We start from the raw sequence: 19046 nt of genomic DNA on the forward strand, positions 1-19046 counted from the left end.
GTCACTCAGGGTTAATGCGGTGTCCTACGACCGGTCGTAGAGGCCTATTCTGGGGATTATGGCACGCATCAGCGGATCCTGGCTTTCCGGACCTTCGGCCGACCCGGGCGATCCGGCAACACCCGAGTTCCCCGGTCAGCACCTGGGTCTGCCGCGCTCGGGCGCGGGGTCACTGGTCGGCATGTTGCGGCGGATCGTCGCGCTCGTGGTGGACTGGTTCATCTCACTCGGTGTGACCGCGATCATCGTTCGACCGAACCCGGACAAGATCATCGCCGGCATGGATATTCCGGCCGGGAAGCCGCGCCCGTCGAACTTCGAGGCGATTGTGAGTGCGCTCACGACTCCCAACCTGCTCGTCTGGTTCGTGATCGGCGTCGTCGCGGTGTCGTTGTTCGGGTACACGCCGGGGCAGTACTTCCTGCGCCTGCGCGTCATCCGCGTCGACGCACCGGTGGCCGTCGGCTTCGTGCGCGCGCTGGCCCGCCAGGTGCTGCTTGTCTTCGTGGTTCCGGCGCTGTTCACCGACGCCGACGGTCGCGGCATGCACGACCGCGCCACCGGCACCGCGGTCGTCCACTCGCGCTAGCACCTCCCGGCGGGCGTCGGAACAGTACGCTCCGGCGGTGTCCCTGAATCCGGTCATGCTGGCGGTACGCTTGTTCCTCGAACTCGCCGCCATTTCGTCGTTCGCGGTCTGCGGTTGGCTCGCGTTCGATTCGCCTTGGCGCTATGTGCTGGTTGTACTGCTGCCCCTTGCCGCCGCCGTGGCTTGGGGGACGTTCGCGGTGCCCGGCGATCCGAGCCGCAGCGGAAATGCCCCGGTCGCGGTGGACGGCTGGGTGCGGCTGCTGGTCGAGATCGTGGTGCTGTTCGGTGGCGCGGCCGCATTCTGGCTCGCGGGGCTGCCGCGTTGGGCCCTGGTCTTCACCGCGGTACTCGTCGTCTACCACGTCGTCGGCTACGACCGGATCACCTGGTTGCTCGGCGTCGGGCGAACCGGAACGACTCCTTAGAAATTCGAGGCCCGCATCCCATGGGATGCGGGCCTCGAAACAGAATCAGCGCCGGCGGATGGTGCGCTGCACTCCGCGCATCTTGGCGCCCGCGGGCATCGGGCCCTTGGGCAGTGCGGGACCGCTGCGCGAACTCAGCGCGGCCAGGCGACCCTCGATGAGGTCCATCCGCTTGGCGTCGATATTGCGGGGCAGTTTGGTGAGGTGCTTCTGCAGCTCCTTCAGCGGGATCTGGCCCTCATCGTTGCCGATGATGATGTCGTAGATCGGGGTGTCGCCGATGAGTCGCGCGGTCCGCTTCTTCTCCTGCGCCAGTAGCGACTTCAACCGCTGCGGGGAACCCTCGCCGATCAGGATGACGCCCGGCAGACCGATTACCCGGTGCACCGCATCCAACTGAGTGGTGGCCGCGACGCCATTGCTGACCCGCCATTTGCCCTGCAGATTGTCCAGCACCCAGGCCGCCGCACCCGCTTGGCCCTCGGCCTTGGCGTAGACATTCCGCTGCACCCGGCGACCGAAAATGATGAACGCGACGAGCACACCGAGCAGCAGACCGAGCGGCAGCAGGAACCACTGCAGCCCGAAGATCAGGCCGACCACCAGGAAAACGACCGTGATGCCGACGACGGCGCCGATCATCAAAGGCAGCAGCAGCTTGTCTTCCTTGCGCTGCATCTGGAACGCCTGCCACAGCTGCTGGCGGCGTTCTTTCGACTGCTGCTTGCGGGCCGCCTTAGCCGCGGCCTTCGCTTCCTTCGACGGCGTGCCGCCCTTGCCTACTGCCATATTCACAGGATAGTGGCACGTCGGGTGGGTGCCCCCACCGCGTCAGTTGACGCCGCGACGCGCGATCTCACCCAAAGCGGTGAGATCCAGATCACCCGAGGTCTCGGTCCACCCCATGGCACGCAACTCCGCGGGAGTGCCGACACCGAGCGCGTCACGCAGGCCGACCGCGACCGAACGGGCGAGTCCGCGCAAAGTGTCCAAAGACAGTGGCCAGAGCAGGGTGCGAGTCCAATTGTCGATCTCGCGCCGTGCGACGGGTTCGCGCCAGCCGAGATCGCGCAGCATGCTTTCAGCGGTCGGCGAGATGGGCTGCGCGAGATAGGAATTGCCCGCCAGTTCGACGGACAGTTTGATGTCGTATTGCACGAATTGGACGTATCGATTGCCGGGCGCGGCGATGACCAGCGTTGCCCGCGAAGGTAGTTCCGATAGGCACTGTGCCAGCGACCGCACGAATAGGTCCCAATCCGTGGTCACCGGCTCACTCATGCTTCCCCCGGGGACTCGCACTGGGCCGATCATACGCCGCGCTGCCTGGGACACCAGCCGAATCTGATTGACCGAATGCGCCGTTCCCGCTGGGCGATAGCAAGAGCAAATAGCCTGCCGTTATCGCGAACGACAGGCTCCTGCCTCACGCGGTCGCGGCAATCCGCCCTGACGTCACAACTTCCGATTCCGGAACCCGGCCGAGGCCGCGGAAAACGGGCACGTCCAGCCTGCGGCTCGCAGACCGCAAGGCCCGAGACGCCACCACGCAGCGCGAAACGGCCCGTGTAGATCAGATGATTCGCGGCGGAACGATGCGCCATATGCGAGGCGGAATCCGCCGGTCAGATCGAAAACGCACCGGCACAGGCCCATTCCTTCACCCGCGGAAATCGCGGGACAGCAAGTGTCATGGCGCCGAGCACTTTTCCGGTGCTGGATCTGAAACCGGTGCTCGGTCCGACCGCTGAGCGCTGAGTGACACCCCCGTTCCGGGGGCTGGACTATCGACCAGTAGCGGTCGATAGTTCTCGGGTGACTGTGCTGTTGCGTGGTGTGGCCGGGGTTCTGTTGATGCTCGGATTGCTGGGGCCAGTATCGGCGGCGGACCCGGTCGGCGTGCCGTTCCAGTGGTCGCAGAGCTACATCACCGGACCGGACGGCACCCGGCTGCACGCCGATATCCTGCGCCCGCAGGGCATTTCCGCGGATTCGCGCACGCCCGTGGTGATGACCGTCAGCCCGTATCGCTCGCATACCGCCTACTTGAGCGTGCCACGTCTCGAGGGTGGGCCGTCCACCGATGACCTGCACGTCGCGATGTTCCTGAATGCGGGCTATACCTACGTCATCGTGGATCTGCGCGGCTACGGCGGCTCGTCCGGATGTCCGGATTTCGGTGGGCCGGGCGAACGCTCGGATGTGTCCACCGCCGTGGAGTGGGCGGCGGGGCAGCCGTGGTCGACCGGTCGGGTCGGCATGATCGGCACTTCCTACGAGGCGTGGACCGGGATGATGGGGCTGGCCGCCAAACCCGCGGGCTTGGCCGCCGTCGCGGCGTTCGGACCGGATGTCGACCCCTACGCGTACATGTACATGCAGGGTGTCGCGTGGAAGTTCTCCGGTAAACCGGTCACCGAGAGCGGCATTCGCCCAGCCGAAATGACGGGTTTCGAACATCTGCTCATCGCCTCCACACCGGGCCGACCCGACGACTCCCCCGAGTACCAGTCCAATGCCGTCCAGATTTCGGCGGGGTGCTACGAGCAGTTCGCGGCGAACACCACCAACCATGACGCCACTACTGCGTTCTGGCGTGAGCGCGATCTCGTGGAAGAGTTGCGCGGCAATACCATTCCGCTGTTCGTCGGCCAGGGCTTTCTCGATTACAACACCCGGGCGTACCGCATCTTCGACGTCTGGAATGCGCTCGGTCCCGGCGATCATCGCGCTTGGTTCGGCCAATGGGGCCACAGCGATTGCGACAGCAAATGCGGTGCACCGGATTTCGATACCCAACTACTCGCCTTCTTCGACAAGCATGTCGCCGACCGCGATATCGAGGTGCCCGGCCCGCGCGTGACGGTCGGCCAATTCGATGGCGGTTGGCGCTCCGAAACCGCATGGCCGCCCGCTGACTCGCACCGCATTCCGATCGGCCTGCGCACCGGCACCTATACCGATCGCGGGCTGCTGCCCGGACCCGATCGCGAGATCTGGTCCATTTCCGAGCCGCTGAGCACCACCCAGCACATCTCCGGAATTCCTACGGCATCGCTGCGCCTGTCCGGTCCGCCGACCGCGACGGTCGCGGTCGAACTATTCGATATCGCTCCCGACGTCCGCGGCACCATCATCACCCGCGGCATCGCTCCGGTCGCCGATACCGCCGAGATCAGACTGTTGGCGCAGGACTGGCCGATCATTGCCGGGCACCGCCTCGGCGTGCGGATCACCGATGTCGTCGACGACGTCTGGTCCCATACCGCCGCCGATGCCCAGGTCACCGTCGTTTCGGCGCGCCTGGACCTGCCCCTGCTCAGCACCCCGCGTACCCCCGACCTCACCGGCGGCACCAGCGAGGCCTTGGCGAAGTGGCGCGACCAGAAGGTTCGCGCACTCGGCCCCGAGGTGTTGAATGCAGTGGTGCCCATGAACTTGCCGAATGAGGCCGGCCCTCGATGACAGGTAACGCCGCGCAGACCCACCCCACGCCGGTGGTCGTCGATACGGACGTCGCCGAACGCCTCGCGCAGGCCTTGCGCTGCGCGACGGTTTCCTACGAGCCGTCGGATACCGCGGAGCCCACAGAACCCAGCGACGCGGCCTTCGTCCGGCTGGGCGCGCACCTGGAACAGTCGTTCCCGCTGGTCCACGCCGAACTGGAACTGGAGCGGTTCGGGCACAGCAGGCTGTATCGCTGGCCGGGCGTCGAACCGGATCGGGTGTCGGCGATTCTGCTCGCCCACCAGGATGTGGTGCCGGTCGACGATCTGCAGCGGTGGACGCATCCGCCGTTCGCGGGCGTGGTGGACGACGAATTCATCTGGGGCCGTGGGGCAATCGATGACAAGAGCCGGTTGATCGCCATTCTGGAGGCGGTCGAATCCGCACTCGCCGCCGGAATCCGTCCGCGGCACACCATCTATCTGGCGTTCGGGCACGACGAGGAAGTGTTCGGCGATGACGGCGCGGTGCGCATGGCGCAACGGTTGCGCGAATCCGGTGTGCACGCGGATCTGCTGCTCGACGAGGGCGGCGTCATCCTCGACGATATCGCCGACGGCATAGACCGGCCGGTGGCATCGATCATGGTGGGCGAGAAAGGCTATGCGACCGTTCGCCTTTCGGTATCGGCGGTGGGCGGACATTCGTCCATGCCCGGCAGACAGACCGCGGTCGGACGGATCGCCCGCGCGGTCGGCCGAATCCAGGACCATCCGATGCCGCTGCGGTTGACGCCGGTGGTGTCCGACATGGTCACCAGACTGCGCCACGTCATGCCCGAATATCGCCGCCGCCTGCTGCGCTTCGCCGGACTGGCCACACCGGTGATCATCCGGATACTCGCGGCCCGTCCGCAGACCGAGGCAATGGTGCGCACCACGACCGCGCCGACGGTCATCCGCGGCGGCGTCAAACCCAATGTGCTGCCGCAGCAGGCCGAGGCCATGGTGAATTTCCGCATCCTGCCAGGCGATTCGGTCGAATCGGTGCTCGCACACTGCCGCAAGGTGGTGCGCGACGCGGACGTGCGGATCGAACTCGTCGGCATGACCTCGGAACCCTCCCCCGGCAAACCGCCCGGCCCGGCATTCGACATGATCGCGGGCCTGGCCGAGTCCGTCGTGCCGGGCATCGCGGTGACCACCGGCATCGTTCCCGGCGCCACCGATTCCCGGCACTACGACGACCTCGCAGCCACCCGCTGCAACTTCGCCCCCATCCTGCTGACCAAGGCGGATGTGGAAACGATCCACGGAACCGACGAGCGCATCTCCCTGGTGAACTACGCTCGGCTCATCGAGTTCAACCGGCAGCTGATAGATCAGCTCGCGGCACCGCCACCTACCCGAGGAGCCGATGCATGACAACCGATCCGAAGGCCGGTGAGTCCGCCGAGCCGACACCGGTCACCGAGGGCGAATTCGACGGCATCGGCAGCCGAATCGCTTGGCGCGCATGGCTTCCCGACACCACCGCGGATGCGGTGATCGTGCTCGTGCACGGCGTCGCCGAACACTCCGGCCGCTATGCCCATGTCGGAAAGCGACTGGCGGACAACGGTTTCGCGGTTTACGCGCTCGACCATCTCGGCCATGGCAAGTCGGCGGGCAACAACGCGAATATCGGTTCGATGGCCGGCTCCGCCGACAATGTCGCCGAGATGCTGAAGATCGCGAGCCGCGAACATCCGGATGTGCCGCGGTTCCTGCTCGCGCATTCGATGGGCAGTCTGATCACGTTGTATCTGGCGGTCCGCGCGCCGATCGATGTCGACGGCATCGTTTTGTCGGCGCCGCCGCTGGATATCGCGGTCGGCAATCCGCTGCAGCGCCTGCTGGGTCCGCTGCTGTCCCGGTTCGCGCCGAATGTCGGTGTGCTGAAACTGGATTCGTCGATGATCAGCCGCGATCCCGAGGTGGTTCGCGCCTACGACAACGATCCGCTGGTCTTCCGCGGCATGCTCCCGGCCCGAACCGGGATGGAGATGCTCAATGCCACCGATTTCGTCAAGAGCCGTCTGGACAAACTCACCGTGCCGCTGCTGGTGTTGCACGGCACCGCCGACGCCATCGCGGCGCCGTCGAGCACCGATCTGATCGAGCGGGGCGCGGGTTCGAAGGATCTCACGGTGATCCGCTACGAGGGCCTCTACCACGAGGTCTTCAATGAGCCCGAACAGGACAAGGTGCTCGCCGATGTGCTGGAGTGGCTGCAGGCCCATGTAGCGGACCAGTGAGCCGCTAGCGGTAGTTCGTGAGGCAGGTCTGCTCGCCGTCGAGGACTCCGGTGCGGAACGCCTCCAACCGTTGGAAGCCGCTCGCCACCACTTTGCCGTCCACATCACTGGCGACCAGACCGTCGGCGAGCAGTCCGGAGACCGCCTCGTCGAGATCGTTCGCCGACAGCCGCGGATCGCTGGCCGGCTCGCTCAGCTTGGTCGTCACGACTCCGGTGAGGCATGCGGTGCGCAATCCCGCGGTTTCGGCCCCGGCGACCGAGAGCTTGCGTTCCTGTTGCACCGCAAGGACATACCGCGAGATGAAGACCGCGAATGCGTTGTAATCACCGTCCACCACCGCCGACAGCGGTTCGTCGTCGCCCTTCATCGCCCCGCCGCGTTTGGCGAGTTCGGGCACATCGGTGCCGATCTTGTTCGAACTCGGGCAGTACGAGACCGGCTCGGTGGCAGTTACTTTCGAGCAGTTCTTGATGATCCCGTTGTAGTCGTACTGCGGCGCCTGCTGCAGCGGGAAGATCTTCGCCAGCGCCTTGCTCAGACTGGTCAGCGACGCCACGTCGACCGGAAGCTGGGCGTCCTGTTCGCCGTCCTCATATGTCGTCGGCAGGGTGCCCCGACGCTGCTCGATCTCCTTCTTGTTGATCTTCTTGCAGCCCTGGGCGCCGTCGGTGTAGCCGATCTGCACCGCGGTCACCCGCTCGAAGGCCGAACCGTGCACATTCTTCGGATTATCCGGATCGGTATCGCGCACCGCGATGGTCGCGCCGAGGACCGCGTTGAGTCCGTCGGTCATATTCAGCGTGAAATGCGCCGAATTCCCTTCCGCCACATGGCGCAGGAACACACCGGCCAGGCAGTCGGCCTGCTGCTCCTTCACCAGTGACCCGGTGAAGAATCCGGCGATCTTGGCCTGCCCCTGGATGGAGTGACCGTATTCGTGCGCGAGCACCATCACGATCGCCATATCGCTGTACTTCTCCTGCAGCAGCGGCAGCAGCACACCGCGGTCCCAGCCGATGGTGTGGTCCACGCTGCAGTAGGCGGCGTTGACCAGGTGATAGGTGCTGGACTTGCAGAATGTGATCGCCTGCTCCTTGGCGGCCTTGGCATCCCAGGAGATGTAGCGGCTCACCGGCTGGAAGGTGCCGGGAAAGTTCTTGCCGTACTCGGTCTTCCAGAAATCTTCCAGGTCGGCGATGGTGTTGAGGGCGAGTTTGTCGACCGCGCCGCCGTCGCCGTTCGCCGCGGTGAGCGGTGCGTCCGGCACCCCCTTGCGCGGGCCGCTCGGACCGCTGTTGGAGACCGCGCCGGTCAGCTCCCACGGATTGTCCGCGGTCACCGCGCTCGCCCCCGGCTGGCCCGTCTTGCTGTCGCAGCCGACCAGCGCCGCGCCGACCAATAGCAATATCGCGACCACCCCGAACCGCAGCCGTCTAGTCCTCATCAGGTCTTTCCTCCCCGAACTCACTGCGGGTCCGTCCTCGGCGAACCCCGACCCGATGGGTCATACGCCTGCCCGTCGAGCGATCACATGGTAATCGCAGAAACCCCTGCGCGCGTATACGTCTGAGCGCATTCGCTCCGTCAGGCGTTCAACCGCACCTGTGCCAGTATCGCGCGGTGATCGGATCCGGGAATGGTGAGCGAGCGGACATCGGCCGCCGTACCATCGGCGACCAGAATGTGGTCGATGCCGATCACCGGACCCCATCGACGATCCGCCGGATAGGTCAGCAGCGGCCCGGCACCCGCCTGATCCGCCGCTGCGACGAACCGGCCGCGCAGCAGATCGCGGAATGCCGAATGATCGCGGGTGGCATTGAAATCCGCGCCGACGATCGCGGGACCCTGTTGCGCGTCCAATATTTCGCGAATCCTGTCCAGCTCCGAACTCCAGGCCGGGAAGTCGACCGACGGCGGCACCGGATGGAATGCGAACACCGCGACCGGTCCGCGCTGTGGATGCTCCATGGTGGCGGACAGATTGTTCATCCAGAATCCGTCGTATTTCTTGTTGTCCCGTAACGGATATCGGCTGTAGATCCCGGTTCCGTTGCCGCCATCACGTGGCTGTAGGAATTGATGTGGCAGCAACTCATCGATTCCGGCCGCCGCGAGTCGCTGCGCGACCTCCGGTGTCAGCTCATCGACGGTGAGCACCTCGACCCGGTTCGCCCGCACCGCCCGAACCACCGCCGCCGCATCCGCCTCTCCGAACAACAGATTCGATTGCATGACAGAAACTTCCGGCCCACTCGCCGCCCGACCCTCCGGCACGAACATCGGCACCTGCATCCACAGCACCGACGCGACGATCACCCCGGCCACCGCCGCACTCTTCCACCCCCGTGCGATCAGGAACAACAGCAACCCCAACACCGCCCCGAGCATCAAATACGACGCACCCGACGCCAACAGCACGAGAGCCTGCCGCCGCCATGTCCCGAAATGCAGCACGATCCCCAGAACACCCGCCGCCAAGGCGCACCATCCCAGCCCGAGCACCACCCACTCCACCCGTTTACGCATGCCCCGACCCTAACCGGCGGCCATGGAGGCCACGCGCGGCAATTGTGGAGATCCCGTGGAAATGCCTGCCCGAGCGACATCGCCGACGGTAGTCAAATGGCCGGCCGCCGTGCCCACTGAGAACCACCTTTCGACTACCGTCGGCGGGGGTCAGGCGCCGAAGACGCGCTCCACCACGGCTTTTGCGCGGCGGGTTATGCGCATGTAGTTGTCTAGGAATTCGCTGGCGTCATCGTTCGGCCAGCCGGCTACCCGTGCTACGGCCGATAGTAGACGGCCTGGGCCGGGTAGTTGATCGGCCGGCTTGCCGCGCACGAGCACGAGTGCGTTGCGCGCCCTGGTCGCCGTGATCCAAGCTTCGCGCAGCAGCGAAACATCTTCGATCGCAAGCAATTTGGTCTGCTCGATGACATCCAGGGTTTCCAGCGTCGAGGTGTTGTGCAGTGCGCGCACATCGTGTGCGTAGCGCAGCTGCATCAGCTGTACGGTCCATTCGATATCGGCGAGACCACCGCGTCCGAGTTTGGTGTGGGTCGCCGGATTCGCACCGCGCGGCAGGCGTTCGGCATCCACCCTGGCCTTGATCCGGCGGATCTCGCGCACCGCATCCGCCGATACCCCGCCCTCGGGATAGCGCACCTTGTCGATGATGTGCAGGAACCGGACACCGAGGTCCTGGTCCCCGGCCACCTGATGCGCGCGCAGCAGGGCCTGCACCTCCCACGGCTGCGCCCACTGCTCGTAGTAGGCGGCATAGGCGGCCAGCGTGCGCACCAGCGCACCGTTGCGCCCCTCCGGGCGCAGTCCGGCGTCGACCTGCAGCGGCGGATCGGTACTCGGTGCGCCGAGCAACCGCTGCACCTTCTCCGCAATGCCGATCGCCCATTTCACGGCCTTGGTCTCGTCCTCGCCGGGACGCGGGTCGCAGACGAAGAGCACATCGGCATCGGAGCCGTAACCGAGTTCCAGGCCGCCGAGTCGCCCCATGCCGATCACCGCGAATTCGGCCGGTGCCTGCGCCCCGAGTTCGACCTCGCTGGCTCGAATCACCGCGCGCAGTGCGGCTTCCAGCACCGCGACCCACACCGAGGACAGCGCCCGGCATACCTGCGGCACGTCCAGCATGCCGAGCAGATCGGCCGAGGCCACCCGCGCCAATTCGTGCCGACGCAGCGAACGGGCAGCGGCCACAGCACGTTTCGGATCGTCGTAGCGTGCCGCCGCGGTAAGGATCCCGCGCGCAACGTCTTCCGGCTGCGGGCTGAGCAACAGCGGCCCGCCCGGACCGTCGGCATACATCCGGATCGTGTCCGGTGCGTTGATCAGCAGATCCGGCAGATATTCCGAGGAGCCGAGCACGATCATCAACCGCTGCGCGATCGCGCCCTCGTCACGCAATTCGCGCAGGAACCAGATCTGATCGTCCAGGCCCTCCGAGACCCGCCGGTAAGCGAGCAGTCCGGCATCGGGATTCGGTGTGTCCCCGAGCCATTCGAGCAGGGTCGGCAGTAGCAGCGCCTGAATCCGGCCCTTGCGCGATACCCCGCCGGTCAACGCTTTCAGATGTCCCAGTGCGTTTTCCGGGGCCGCATAGCCGAGCGCCGCCAACTGGCGGATCGCCGCGTCCGGGCTCAGGCGCAGCGCGTCGGGATCCAACTTGACCACCGATTCGAGCAGTGGCCGATAAAAGAGCTTGGCGTGTAATCGCCGCACCCGCACCGCATTTCGGCGAATCTCATTGCTCAGCACGCCGACCGCGTCCTGCCGTCCGTCCGGACGGATATGGGCCGCGCGCGCCAGCCAGCGCATGCCCTCCTCGTCGTCGGCGGCGGGCAACGTGTGGGTGCGCTTGAGCCGCTGCAACTGCAGCCGGTGTTCGAGCAGGCGCAGGAATTCATAGGAAGCGGTGAGATTCGCCGCATCGTCGCGGCCGACATAGCCGCCCGCCGCCAACGCCGTCAGCGCCTCGATGGTGTCCTGCACATGCAGCGTCTCGTCCACCCGTCCGTGTACCAATTGCAGTAGCTGCACGGCGAATTCGACATCGCGCAGGCTGCCGTGGCCGAGTTTGAGTTCGCGTTCGCGCAGATCGGCGGGCACCAGATCCTCCACTCGGCGCCGCATCGCCTGCACATCGGCGACGAAGTCGGGGCGCTCGGAGGCGGTCCACACCATCGGCATCAGCGCGTCGCGGTACTGCTCTCCCAGCGCCAGATCGCCGGTCATCGGCCGCGCCTTGAGCAGTGCCTGGAACTCCCAGGTCCTGGCCCAGCGCTTGTAGTACGCGATATGCGAGTCCAGGGTGCGCACCAGCGCGCCCGCCTTGCCCTCGGGCCGCAGTGCCGCGTCGACCTCGAAGAAGGCCGCGCTGCCCACGCTCATCGTCTCGGCAGCCAACCGGGTGGCGGTGGCATCGGCCGGTTCGGCCACGAAGACGACATCGACATCGCTGACGTAGTTGAGTTCGCAAGCACCGCTCTTGCCCATGGCGATCACGGCCAGCCGCACCGGCACGGGCGCGTCCTTGCAGACCCGGGACACTGCCACCGCCAGCGCCGCGGTCAGTGCGGCATCGGCGAGATCGGTGAGATGGCGGCCGACCACGTGATACGGCAGCACCGGCTCGTTCTCCACGGTGGCAGCCAGGTCCAGCGCGGCCAAGAGCATCAGCTGATCGCGATATCGCTTGCGCAGCAGCGCAACTGCCTCGGGACCGGACAGCTCGGCCCGGTACAGCACGGCATCCGCGTGCGGACTCTCGGCCGGTACCGCTTGCACGGCCGCCAACAGATCAGCGATCAGCTCCTCGCGCGCGGGCAACTTGTCCCGCAGCAGAATTCGCCACGCCGCAGGGTCTGCGACCAGATGATCGGCGAATGCGCTCGATGATCCGATGAGCGCGAAAAGCCTGCCGCGCAAGGCCGTATCGATCCGCAGCGTCGAATCGAGTTCGGACCAGTCCTCGCCGAGCGCCGCCCGCAACCGCGTCAGCGTCAGCAGTGCGAGATCGGCGTCGGGCGCGCGCGACAGCGCCCACAGCACCGGAATGGAGTCGATATTGTCCCAAGCCAACTCTCGTAACGAGGCGGCGGCAGTCGGCTCGAGCAAGCCGAGCCGACCGACACCGGGGACAGCAGAACGAGCAGACGGCGGCCGGACCATAACTCCAACTTAGATGGCCGATCATCTCTTTCCACCCGGCCGGGGTGGAAAGAGTCGCAAACGTAGCCGACCGCGGCCGCCGGCGACTGCTTGCAGGCCGCTCGAAAGGGTCAGCTTCGACCAGCTAGAGGCCGAGGTACTCCTTCAGCTCGTATGGGGTCACCTGGCTGCGGTAGCCCGCCCATTCCCGGCGCTTGTTGCGCAGGAAGAAGTCGAAAACGTGCTCGCCGAGCGTCTCGGCGACCAGCTCCGAGCGCTCCATCGACTGCAGCGCCTCGTCGAGCGTGCCGGGCAGCTCACGGAAGCCCATGGCGCGCCGCTCGGCGGCGGTCAGCGACCACACGTCGTCCTCGGCCTCCGGCGGCAGCGTGTACCCCTTCTCGATGCCACGCAGACCGGCGGCAAGCAGCACGGCGAAGGTCAAGTATGGGTTGCAGGCCGAATCTGGGCTGCGGATCTCGACACGCCGCGAGGACGACTTGTTCGGGGTGTACATCGGCACCCGCACCAGCGCGGAGCGGTTGGACCGGCCCCACGACGCCGCCGTCGGCGCCTCGCCGCCGTGGATGAGCCGCTTGTAGGAGTTCACCCACTGGTTGGTGATCGCGCTGATCTCCGGGGCGTGCTCCAGAATGCCCGCGATGAAGGCCCGCGCGGTCTCGGAGAGGTTGATCGGATCGTCCGGATCGTGGAAGGCGTTGGCCTCACCCTCGAACAAACTCATATGGGTGTGCATGGCCGAGCCGGGGTACTGGGCGAACGGCTTGGGCATGAAGGTCGCGCGTACGCCCTCGTCGATTGCCACTTCCTTGATCAGGTAGCGGAAGGTCATCACGTTGTCGGCCATGGACAGCGCGTCGGCGTAGCGCAGGTCGATTTCCTGTTGCCCCGGGGCGCCCTCGTGGTGGCTGAACTCCACCGAGATGCCCATCGACTCCAGCGCGTCGATGGCGTGGCGACGGAAGTTGGGTGCGGAATCGTGCACGGCCTGATCGAAAAAGCCGCCGGAATCGGCCGGGGTCGGCATGGAGCCGTCCTGCGGGCCGTTCTCCAGCAGGAAGAATTCGATCTCCGGGTGCACGTAGCAGCTGAACCCGACGTCACCGGCCTTGTTGAGCTGACGCCGCAGCACGTGGCGCGGGTCGGCCCAGGACGGCGAACCGTCGGGCATGGTGATATCGCAGAACATGCGCGCGGAGTGCTGATGGCCCTTGCTCGTCGACCACGGCAGCACCTGGAAGGTCGAGGGATCCGGCCGCGCGACCATATCGGCCTCCGACACCCGGGCGAAACCCTCGATGGCCGAGCCGTCGAAGCCGATGCCCTCTTCGAAGGCGCCCTCCAGCTCCGCCGGAGCGATGGCAACGGACTTCAGATAGCCCAACACATCGGTGAACCAGAGACGCACGAAGCGGATATCCCGTTCTTCGAGCGTCCGCAGCACGAATTCCTTCTGGCGATCCATGTCGCCGAGCGTAAGCACCCGGCGTTAAATCCGTGTTACATACACGCTTAGGGATTGCAATCCCATCATTCGGAATGAATCGCACGGAGCGCAAGATCGCGTTGTGAGCGAGCGTCAGCGAGTGAACCAAAGGCCGAGTGCGCCGCCGCGCACGACGGAGCCGAGCGCCGGCCAGCCGCAGTCGTGAGCGGGGAATCAGCAGGTCAGACCGGCCTCAGGCACCTTCAGATCGGTAAGGTAAGAGATCACCGCGTCGTCAAGACACTGGTCACCCGCGACCAGCGCCGCGGTGTGTCGGGTGCCCTTGTAGGTGATCAGTGCGGCCCCCAACTGGTTGGCCAGATCGACACCGGCCTGATATGGCGTCGCGGGATCCTCGGTGGTCGACACCACCACCGTCTTCGGCAGACCCGGCGCCGAAACCTTGTGCGGTGTACTGGTGTTCGGCACCGGCCAGACGGCGCACAGTTCCAGCGGTGCGCTCCCGGTGCCGCGGCCGTCGTCCAGGAACGGCGCCGCCTTGCGGTATTCCGTGTCCTGTCGACCCGTCACCGCACGATCGTTGATCGGCGGATCGTCGACGCAGCGGATGGCGTTGAAGGCCTCCTGCGTGTTGTCATAGTTACCGTCGTCGCGGCGGCCGTCGTAGAGATCGGCGAGCTTCAGCAGCGTGTCGCCCCGCCCGTCGCGCAATTCGGACAGGCCGACGGTGAGCACCCGCCAGAAATCATCGGAGTAGAGCGCCTGCTGCACCCCGGTGATGGCATCGCCGTAGCTGAGTCCGCGCGAATCGGTGGTCGCGGCCGGTTTGGTCTCCAGCGGATTCACCAGCCCGCGGAACTTCGCGACCGCCTGGGCCGGATCGGTGCCGACCGGGCAGTCCGCCTGCTTGGCGCATTCCGCGGCATAGGCTTCGAATGCCTGCTGGAAGCCCGCCGCCTGCCGCAAAGACTCCTGCACCGGATCCTGGGATGAGTCCACCGCGCCGTCGAGCGCCAGCGCCCGCACATTGTACGGGAACTTCTCGGCGTAGGCCGAGCCGAGCTTGGTGCCGTAGGAGTAGCCGAGGTAGCTGAGCTTCGGATCGCCGAGGACCGCGCGGATCACATCCATGTCCTGCACCACCTCGCGGGTGCCGACGTGGGCCAGGAATTCGGTGCCGGTGCGCTCGACGCAGTGACCGACGAACTGACGGTTCTCGTCCTCGGCCTTGGCGATGCCGTCCGGAGTGTTGTCGGTGGGGGGTTCGGCGCGTTCGGCGTCGTTCTGCTGCGGGGTCAGACAGGCGATGGTCGGAATCGAGGAGCCGACACCGCGCGGATCGAAGCCGACCCGGTCGAAGCGCTCGGCCAGCGGCGTCTTACCCGCGATACCCGCCATCGACAGACCTGATACGCCCGGCCCGCCGGGATTGAGCAGCAGTGAGCCGATCCGCTTGCCGCTGGCCGGAATTCGGGCCAGCGCGATCTGTGCGGTGGCGCCGTCGGGCTTGGTGTAGTCGACGGGCACGGTGATGCGGGTGCATTCGGTATTGGGTGCGGGGCGGTCGTCCGGGGAGCCGAAATCGTCGCAGGAACCCCAGTTCGCGGTCTGGCTGTAGAACTTCTCGAGGCCCTGGGGAGGGGTGGGTAACGCATTGCCCGGCGCATCCTTGGATGCGCCGCATCCGGCCGCCACCACCGCCAACGTCACCGCGACCAGCACACAACGCGACCCACTCCGCACCACAGACATGGGAAAGATCCTGCCATTGCCGTGCGTCCGGTCGCCCGGCGGCGCGGATACGGCTGTGACCAAATGCACCGTCATCGCCCTTAAGTCGCGATCGAACGGGTGGCAGACTGGATTCGTCACACAACCCGGGGACCCGGACGGGCCTCGAGGCGACAACCACGAAAGGGACGATGATGTCCGTATCCGAATCGGAGACCCCTGCCTACGGCGCTGCCCCGGCTGCCAAGCCGGCCAAGCGCAAGACGCGGGTACCTCATCTGCAGCAGATGAAGGCCGATGGCGAGAAGTGGTCGATGTTGACCGCCTACGACTATTCCTCCGCTCGCATCTTCGAAGAAGCCGGAATTCCGGTGCTACTGGTGGGCGACTCCGCCGCCAACGTCGTCTACGGCTACGACACCACGGTGCCGATCACCGTCGACGAGCTCATTCCGCTGGTGCGCGGCGTGGTCCGTGGTGCACCGCATGCGCTGGTGGTGGCCGATCTGCCGTTCGGCACCTACGAAACGTCGCCGCAGCAGGCGCTGGCCACCGCGACCCGGTTCATGAAGGAGGGCGGTGCGCACGCGGTCAAGCTGGAGGGCGGCGAGCGGGTCGCCGAGCAGATCGCGCTGATCACCTCGGCCGGTATTCCGGTGATGGCGCATATCGGCTTCACCCCGCAGAGCGTCAACACCCTCGGCGGTTTCCGGGTGCAGGGTCGCGGTGACGGCGCCGAGCAACTCATCGCCGATGCCATCGCGGTACAGGAGGCCGGTGCGTTCTCCGTGGTGATGGAGATGGTGCCCGCCGAACTGGCCGGCCAGGTTACCCGCAAGCTGACCATTCCGACCGTCGGCATCGGCGCCGGCGCGGAATGCGATGCGCAGGTGCTGGTCTGGCAGGATATGGCGGGCTTCACCAGCGGCAAGACCGCCAAGTTCGTCAAGCGGTTCGGCCGGATCGGCGATGAATTGCGTTCCGCCGCAGCTGCTTACGCCGACGAGGTGCGCCGAGGGACCTTCCCCGGCCCCGAGCACAGCTTCTGAGTTCACGATGACCGGCCGAGCAGTGCACGCGCCAGCGGCACTGCTCGGCCAACCCGTGCAACCGATGCTCGATTGGGCCACGGGTGTTCTCACCGATCGCGGCGTGAAAATCGTCGGGACGCCGGAGGAAACGCGACGACGGGCGTGGTCGTTGATCGTGCGCATCCCGACCGACGCGGGTCCGACGTGGTTGAAGGCCAACGCTCGCGCCGGTGCACACGAGGGTCCGCTGCTGCAGGCATTGGCCCGGTTGCGGCCCGGCAGCGTGCTCGAACCGCTTGCGGTACAACCGGATCACGGCTGGTTGCTCAGTCCCGACGGCGGTGTCGCCGCGCAGGATTCCGCGGCCGCGTGGACAGAGTTGGTTCGCCGCTACGCCGACCTCCAGTTGGCGATGGGCAGTCACATCGATGAGCTGCGCGCCACCGGCACACCGTATCTGCCACCGTCCCAACTGATCACGGTGTATCGGCATTTCGAGCCGCGCGTTCCCGGCCTCGGCGCGGCGATCACCGAAGCCGGCGCGGCGCTTGCCGAATTCGGCAGGCTGAGCATCGAACACAATGATCTGCATCCGGGAAACGTGTTCACCGATTCGGACATGTTGTTCGACTGGGGCGATGCGGTAATCACCCATCCGCTGCTGTCCTGGCGCGTGCTGCGCGGTCCGCACCGCTCGGAATACCTGGATCGGTGGCGGCAGTCGTGCTCCGTCACCGATGCCGAAATCGCACTCGTCGACCGGCTGGCACCACTGGTCGCCCTGCATCCGTGGCGCACCATCGACGCGTCACCGCCGCGATTTGCGCGCTTCCTGCAGGGCTTGCTCGACGATCTGCGCGCGGGCTTCGGCCCGGTTTGATCGGCGGCGCACAGCAAACTCGCGCGGGCCAGGCGCGGCAAATAATGGCAGACTCGAAGCCGACAATGCCGACACGAGCAGAGGTACCGATGGCGCAACCCCGTTGGATTTCACGCAGCACGCTAGTGGTGGCGGGCCTATTCGCCGCCGCGGCGCTTACCGCCTGCGGGAGCGACACCAGCCCGGCCCCCACCGGCAGCTCGAGCTCCACCACCGGATCGGCGACAGCCACCAGCGCGGGCAAGACCACCACCAGCGCACCGACGACGACCCTGGAGATCTCCGACGCGTCGGCCACCCAGCTGTGCGACATGATCCGCCCGGAACTGTCGAACTGGCGGGTGCAGGGTCCGACGCTGGGCCGGATCGGGCTCAATGCGCTGGTGCACGAATGGGCGCTGCGCAATGGCGGCATCAACGGCCATGTGCTCGCCGATAAGGCGATGATCGACCGGATCACCGCCAAGAGCTGCGCCGATGTACACCAGCAGGCAATCGAGGCGCTGGAACTGCCCGATCTGGCTTCGGGAATCGCCTTCTGATGCGAACCCTCTACCCCGCGATCGAGCCGTACGAAACCGGCATGCTCGATGTCGGTGCGGGCCAGTCCGTGTACTGGGAGGTCAGCGGCAATCCCGACGGTAAGCCCGTGGTGTTCCTGCACGGCGGACCAGGTGGCGGCACCGAACCGTTCCACCGGCAGTTCTTCGATCCGGCCGCCTACAAGATCGTGCTGCTTGATCAGCGCGGCTGCGGACGGTCCACGCCGCATATCGCGGACGGTGCCACTCTGGAGACCAATACCACCGCACATCTGATCGCCGATATCGAAGCGCTGCGTATTCGTCTCGGCATCGACCGCTGGCAGGTATTCGGCGGCTCCTGGGGCTCCACGCTCGCACTCGCCTATGCGCAACAGCATCCGGAGCAGGTCACCGAACTGGTGCTGCGCGGGATATTCCTGTTGCGGCGCAAGGAAATCGACTGGTACTACAACGGCGCCGCGGGCAACATCTACCCCGACGAGTGGGAGAAGTTCCTGGCCCCGGTGCCGGTGGACGAGCGCGACAGCGATCTGGTGCAGGTGTACCACCGGCTGCTGCACTCCCCCGACGAGCAGGTCGCCGAAGCGGCCGCCATCGCCTGGTCCACCTGGGAGGGCGCGACGAGTTCGCTACTGCCGCACCCGGATCGGGTGCGGGACAGCGCCCAGCCACGGTTCGCGCTGGCCTTCGCCCGGATCGAGAACCACTACTTCGTCAATGGCGGATTCCTCGACGAGGGACAACTACTGCGCGATATCGACAAGATCGCGCACATTCCGGCCGTCATCGTGCAGGGTCGCCACGATGTCGTCTGCCCGGCGACCAGCGCATGGGAACTGCATCGCGCCTGGCCCGGATCGGTACTGCACATCGTGGACGACGCCGGTCACGCTGCCGCCGAACCCGGAATCACCCACCATCTCGTCGAGGCGACCGACGGATTCGCGAAAGTGAGCTGA

The 19046-nt window shown here is 66.2% G+C and carries 16 protein-coding genes; 9 read left to right on the forward strand and 7 right to left on the reverse strand.

What is annotated here, in order from left to right; all coding sequences use genetic code 11:
- Positions 1–58: 58 nt before the first annotated feature.
- Together ACQPXH_RS23565 and ACQPXH_RS23570 are read left to right on the forward strand one after the other, a co-directional pair.
- Complete coding sequence (locus tag ACQPXH_RS23565) at positions 59–589, forward strand: RDD family protein (protein ID WP_433598675.1); 531 nt, start codon at positions 59–61, stop codon at positions 587–589.
- A gap of 37 nt (positions 590–626) precedes the next feature.
- Positions 627–1016: a YrdB family protein gene (locus ACQPXH_RS23570; RefSeq protein WP_433598676.1), complete on the forward strand. Its 390-nt coding sequence runs from the start codon at positions 627–629 to the stop codon at positions 1014–1016.
- A gap of 45 nt (positions 1017–1061) precedes the next feature.
- On the opposite strand, the gene ACQPXH_RS23575 is transcribed toward ACQPXH_RS23570, so the two are convergent.
- Entirely contained in the window at positions 1062–1805 is a 744-nt protein-coding gene (locus tag ACQPXH_RS23575; protein ID WP_040688460.1) for a DUF4191 domain-containing protein, read from the reverse strand.
- A gap of 42 nt (positions 1806–1847) precedes the next feature.
- Positions 1848–2297, reverse strand: a complete 450-nt coding sequence (locus ACQPXH_RS23580; protein WP_433598677.1) for a TY-Chap domain-containing protein — start codon at positions 2295–2297, stop codon at positions 1848–1850.
- Between the two features lie 534 nt (positions 2298–2831).
- Between ACQPXH_RS23580 and ACQPXH_RS23585 the strand changes: the two genes are divergently transcribed.
- The 3 genes from ACQPXH_RS23585 to ACQPXH_RS23595 are packed head-to-tail and all read left to right on the forward strand — an operon-like array spanning position 2832 to position 6759.
- Entirely contained in the window at positions 2832–4481 is a 1650-nt protein-coding gene (locus ACQPXH_RS23585; RefSeq protein WP_433598678.1) for a CocE/NonD family hydrolase, read from the forward strand.
- The gene (locus ACQPXH_RS23590; protein WP_433598679.1) at positions 4478–5887 is read left to right on the forward strand and encodes a M20 family peptidase; all 1410 of its coding nucleotides are present in this window, start codon (positions 4478–4480) and stop codon (positions 5885–5887) included. Before ACQPXH_RS23585 ends, ACQPXH_RS23590 begins: the two co-directional genes overlap by 4 nt.
- The gene (locus ACQPXH_RS23595) at positions 5884–6759 is read left to right on the forward strand and encodes an alpha/beta hydrolase (protein ID WP_433598680.1); all 876 of its coding nucleotides are present in this window, start codon (positions 5884–5886) and stop codon (positions 6757–6759) included. Before ACQPXH_RS23590 ends, ACQPXH_RS23595 begins: the two co-directional genes overlap by 4 nt.
- Positions 6760–6763: 4 nt before the next feature.
- Here ACQPXH_RS23595 and ACQPXH_RS23600 read toward each other — a convergent pair whose 3' ends face one another.
- The 5 genes from ACQPXH_RS23600 to ACQPXH_RS23620 form a co-directional block, all read right to left on the reverse strand.
- The gene (locus tag ACQPXH_RS23600; RefSeq protein WP_433598681.1) at positions 6764–8206 is read right to left on the reverse strand and encodes a metallopeptidase; all 1443 of its coding nucleotides are present in this window, start codon (positions 8204–8206) and stop codon (positions 6764–6766) included.
- Between the two features lie 140 nt (positions 8207–8346).
- Positions 8347–9291 (reverse strand): endonuclease/exonuclease/phosphatase family protein, encoded by a 945-nt coding sequence (locus ACQPXH_RS23605; RefSeq protein ID WP_433598682.1) that lies wholly within the window; start codon positions 9289–9291, stop codon positions 8347–8349.
- A gap of 150 nt (positions 9292–9441) precedes the next feature.
- Complete coding sequence (locus tag ACQPXH_RS23610; protein WP_433598683.1) at positions 9442–12453, reverse strand: bifunctional [glutamine synthetase] adenylyltransferase/[glutamine synthetase]-adenylyl-L-tyrosine phosphorylase; 3012 nt, start codon at positions 12451–12453, stop codon at positions 9442–9444.
- A gap of 124 nt (positions 12454–12577) precedes the next feature.
- On the reverse strand, positions 12578–13918 hold the full coding sequence (locus tag ACQPXH_RS23615; protein WP_433598684.1) for a glutamine synthetase family protein: 1341 nt from the start codon (positions 13916–13918) through the stop codon (positions 12578–12580).
- 195 nt (positions 13919–14113) lie between these two features.
- Positions 14114–15652 carry an alpha/beta hydrolase gene (locus tag ACQPXH_RS23620; RefSeq protein ID WP_433598685.1) on the reverse strand — a complete coding sequence of 513 codons (1539 nt, stop codon included), beginning with the start codon at positions 15650–15652 and terminating at the stop codon, positions 14114–14116.
- Positions 15653–15825: 173 nt separating this feature from the next.
- Here ACQPXH_RS23620 and panB point away from each other — a divergent pair, with 173 nt between their 5' ends.
- The 4 genes from panB (at position 15826) to pip (ending at position 19046) form a co-directional block, all read left to right on the forward strand.
- Positions 15826–16680: a 3-methyl-2-oxobutanoate hydroxymethyltransferase gene (panB, locus tag ACQPXH_RS23625; protein ID WP_397051209.1), complete on the forward strand. Its 855-nt coding sequence runs from the start codon at positions 15826–15828 to the stop codon at positions 16678–16680.
- Positions 16681–16687: 7 nt separating this feature from the next.
- Positions 16688–17542, forward strand: a complete 855-nt coding sequence (locus tag ACQPXH_RS23630; protein ID WP_433598686.1) for a phosphotransferase — start codon at positions 16688–16690, stop codon at positions 17540–17542.
- An 89-nt stretch (positions 17543–17631) separates the two neighbouring features.
- Entirely contained in the window at positions 17632–18084 is a 453-nt protein-coding gene (locus ACQPXH_RS23635) for a hypothetical protein (RefSeq protein WP_433598687.1), read from the forward strand.
- Positions 18084–19046, forward strand: a complete 963-nt coding sequence (gene pip / locus ACQPXH_RS23640) for a prolyl aminopeptidase (protein ID WP_433598688.1) — start codon at positions 18084–18086, stop codon at positions 19044–19046. Before ACQPXH_RS23635 ends, pip begins: the two co-directional genes overlap by 1 nt.

Origin of the sequence: Nocardia sp. CA-135953, from assembly GCF_050955735.1 — a bacterium.
In the GTDB taxonomy this organism is placed as follows: domain Bacteria; phylum Actinomycetota; class Actinomycetes; order Mycobacteriales; family Mycobacteriaceae; genus Nocardia.

Excerpts from the sequence above, each read along its gene's own strand:
- ACQPXH_RS23565 (WP_433598675.1), top strand. The coding sequence starts at position 59 with ATGGCACGCATCAGCGGATCCTGGCTTTCCGGACCTTCGGCCGACCCG.
- ACQPXH_RS23575 (WP_040688460.1), bottom strand. The coding sequence starts at position 1,805 with ATGGCAGTAGGCAAGGGCGGCACGCCGTCGAAGGAAGCGAAGGCCGCG.
- ACQPXH_RS23580 (WP_433598677.1), bottom strand. The coding sequence starts at position 2,297 with ATGAGTGAGCCGGTGACCACGGATTGGGACCTATTCGTGCGGTCGCTG.
- ACQPXH_RS23590 (WP_433598679.1), top strand. The coding sequence starts at position 4,478 with ATGACAGGTAACGCCGCGCAGACCCACCCCACGCCGGTGGTCGTCGAT.
- ACQPXH_RS23595 (WP_433598680.1), top strand. The coding sequence starts at position 5,884 with ATGACAACCGATCCGAAGGCCGGTGAGTCCGCCGAGCCGACACCGGTC.
- ACQPXH_RS23600 (WP_433598681.1), bottom strand. The coding sequence starts at position 8,206 with ATGAGGACTAGACGGCTGCGGTTCGGGGTGGTCGCGATATTGCTATTG.
- ACQPXH_RS23605 (WP_433598682.1), bottom strand. The coding sequence starts at position 9,291 with ATGCGTAAACGGGTGGAGTGGGTGGTGCTCGGGCTGGGATGGTGCGCC.
- ACQPXH_RS23610 (WP_433598683.1), bottom strand. The coding sequence starts at position 12,453 with ATGGTCCGGCCGCCGTCTGCTCGTTCTGCTGTCCCCGGTGTCGGTCGG.
- ACQPXH_RS23615 (WP_433598684.1), bottom strand. The coding sequence starts at position 13,918 with ATGGATCGCCAGAAGGAATTCGTGCTGCGGACGCTCGAAGAACGGGAT.
- ACQPXH_RS23620 (WP_433598685.1), bottom strand. The coding sequence starts at position 15,652 with ATGTCTGTGGTGCGGAGTGGGTCGCGTTGTGTGCTGGTCGCGGTGACG.
- panB (WP_397051209.1), top strand. The coding sequence starts at position 15,826 with ATGTCCGTATCCGAATCGGAGACCCCTGCCTACGGCGCTGCCCCGGCT.
- ACQPXH_RS23630 (WP_433598686.1), top strand. The coding sequence starts at position 16,688 with ATGACCGGCCGAGCAGTGCACGCGCCAGCGGCACTGCTCGGCCAACCC.
- ACQPXH_RS23635 (WP_433598687.1), top strand. The coding sequence starts at position 17,632 with ATGGCGCAACCCCGTTGGATTTCACGCAGCACGCTAGTGGTGGCGGGC.
- pip (WP_433598688.1), top strand. The coding sequence starts at position 18,084 with ATGCGAACCCTCTACCCCGCGATCGAGCCGTACGAAACCGGCATGCTC.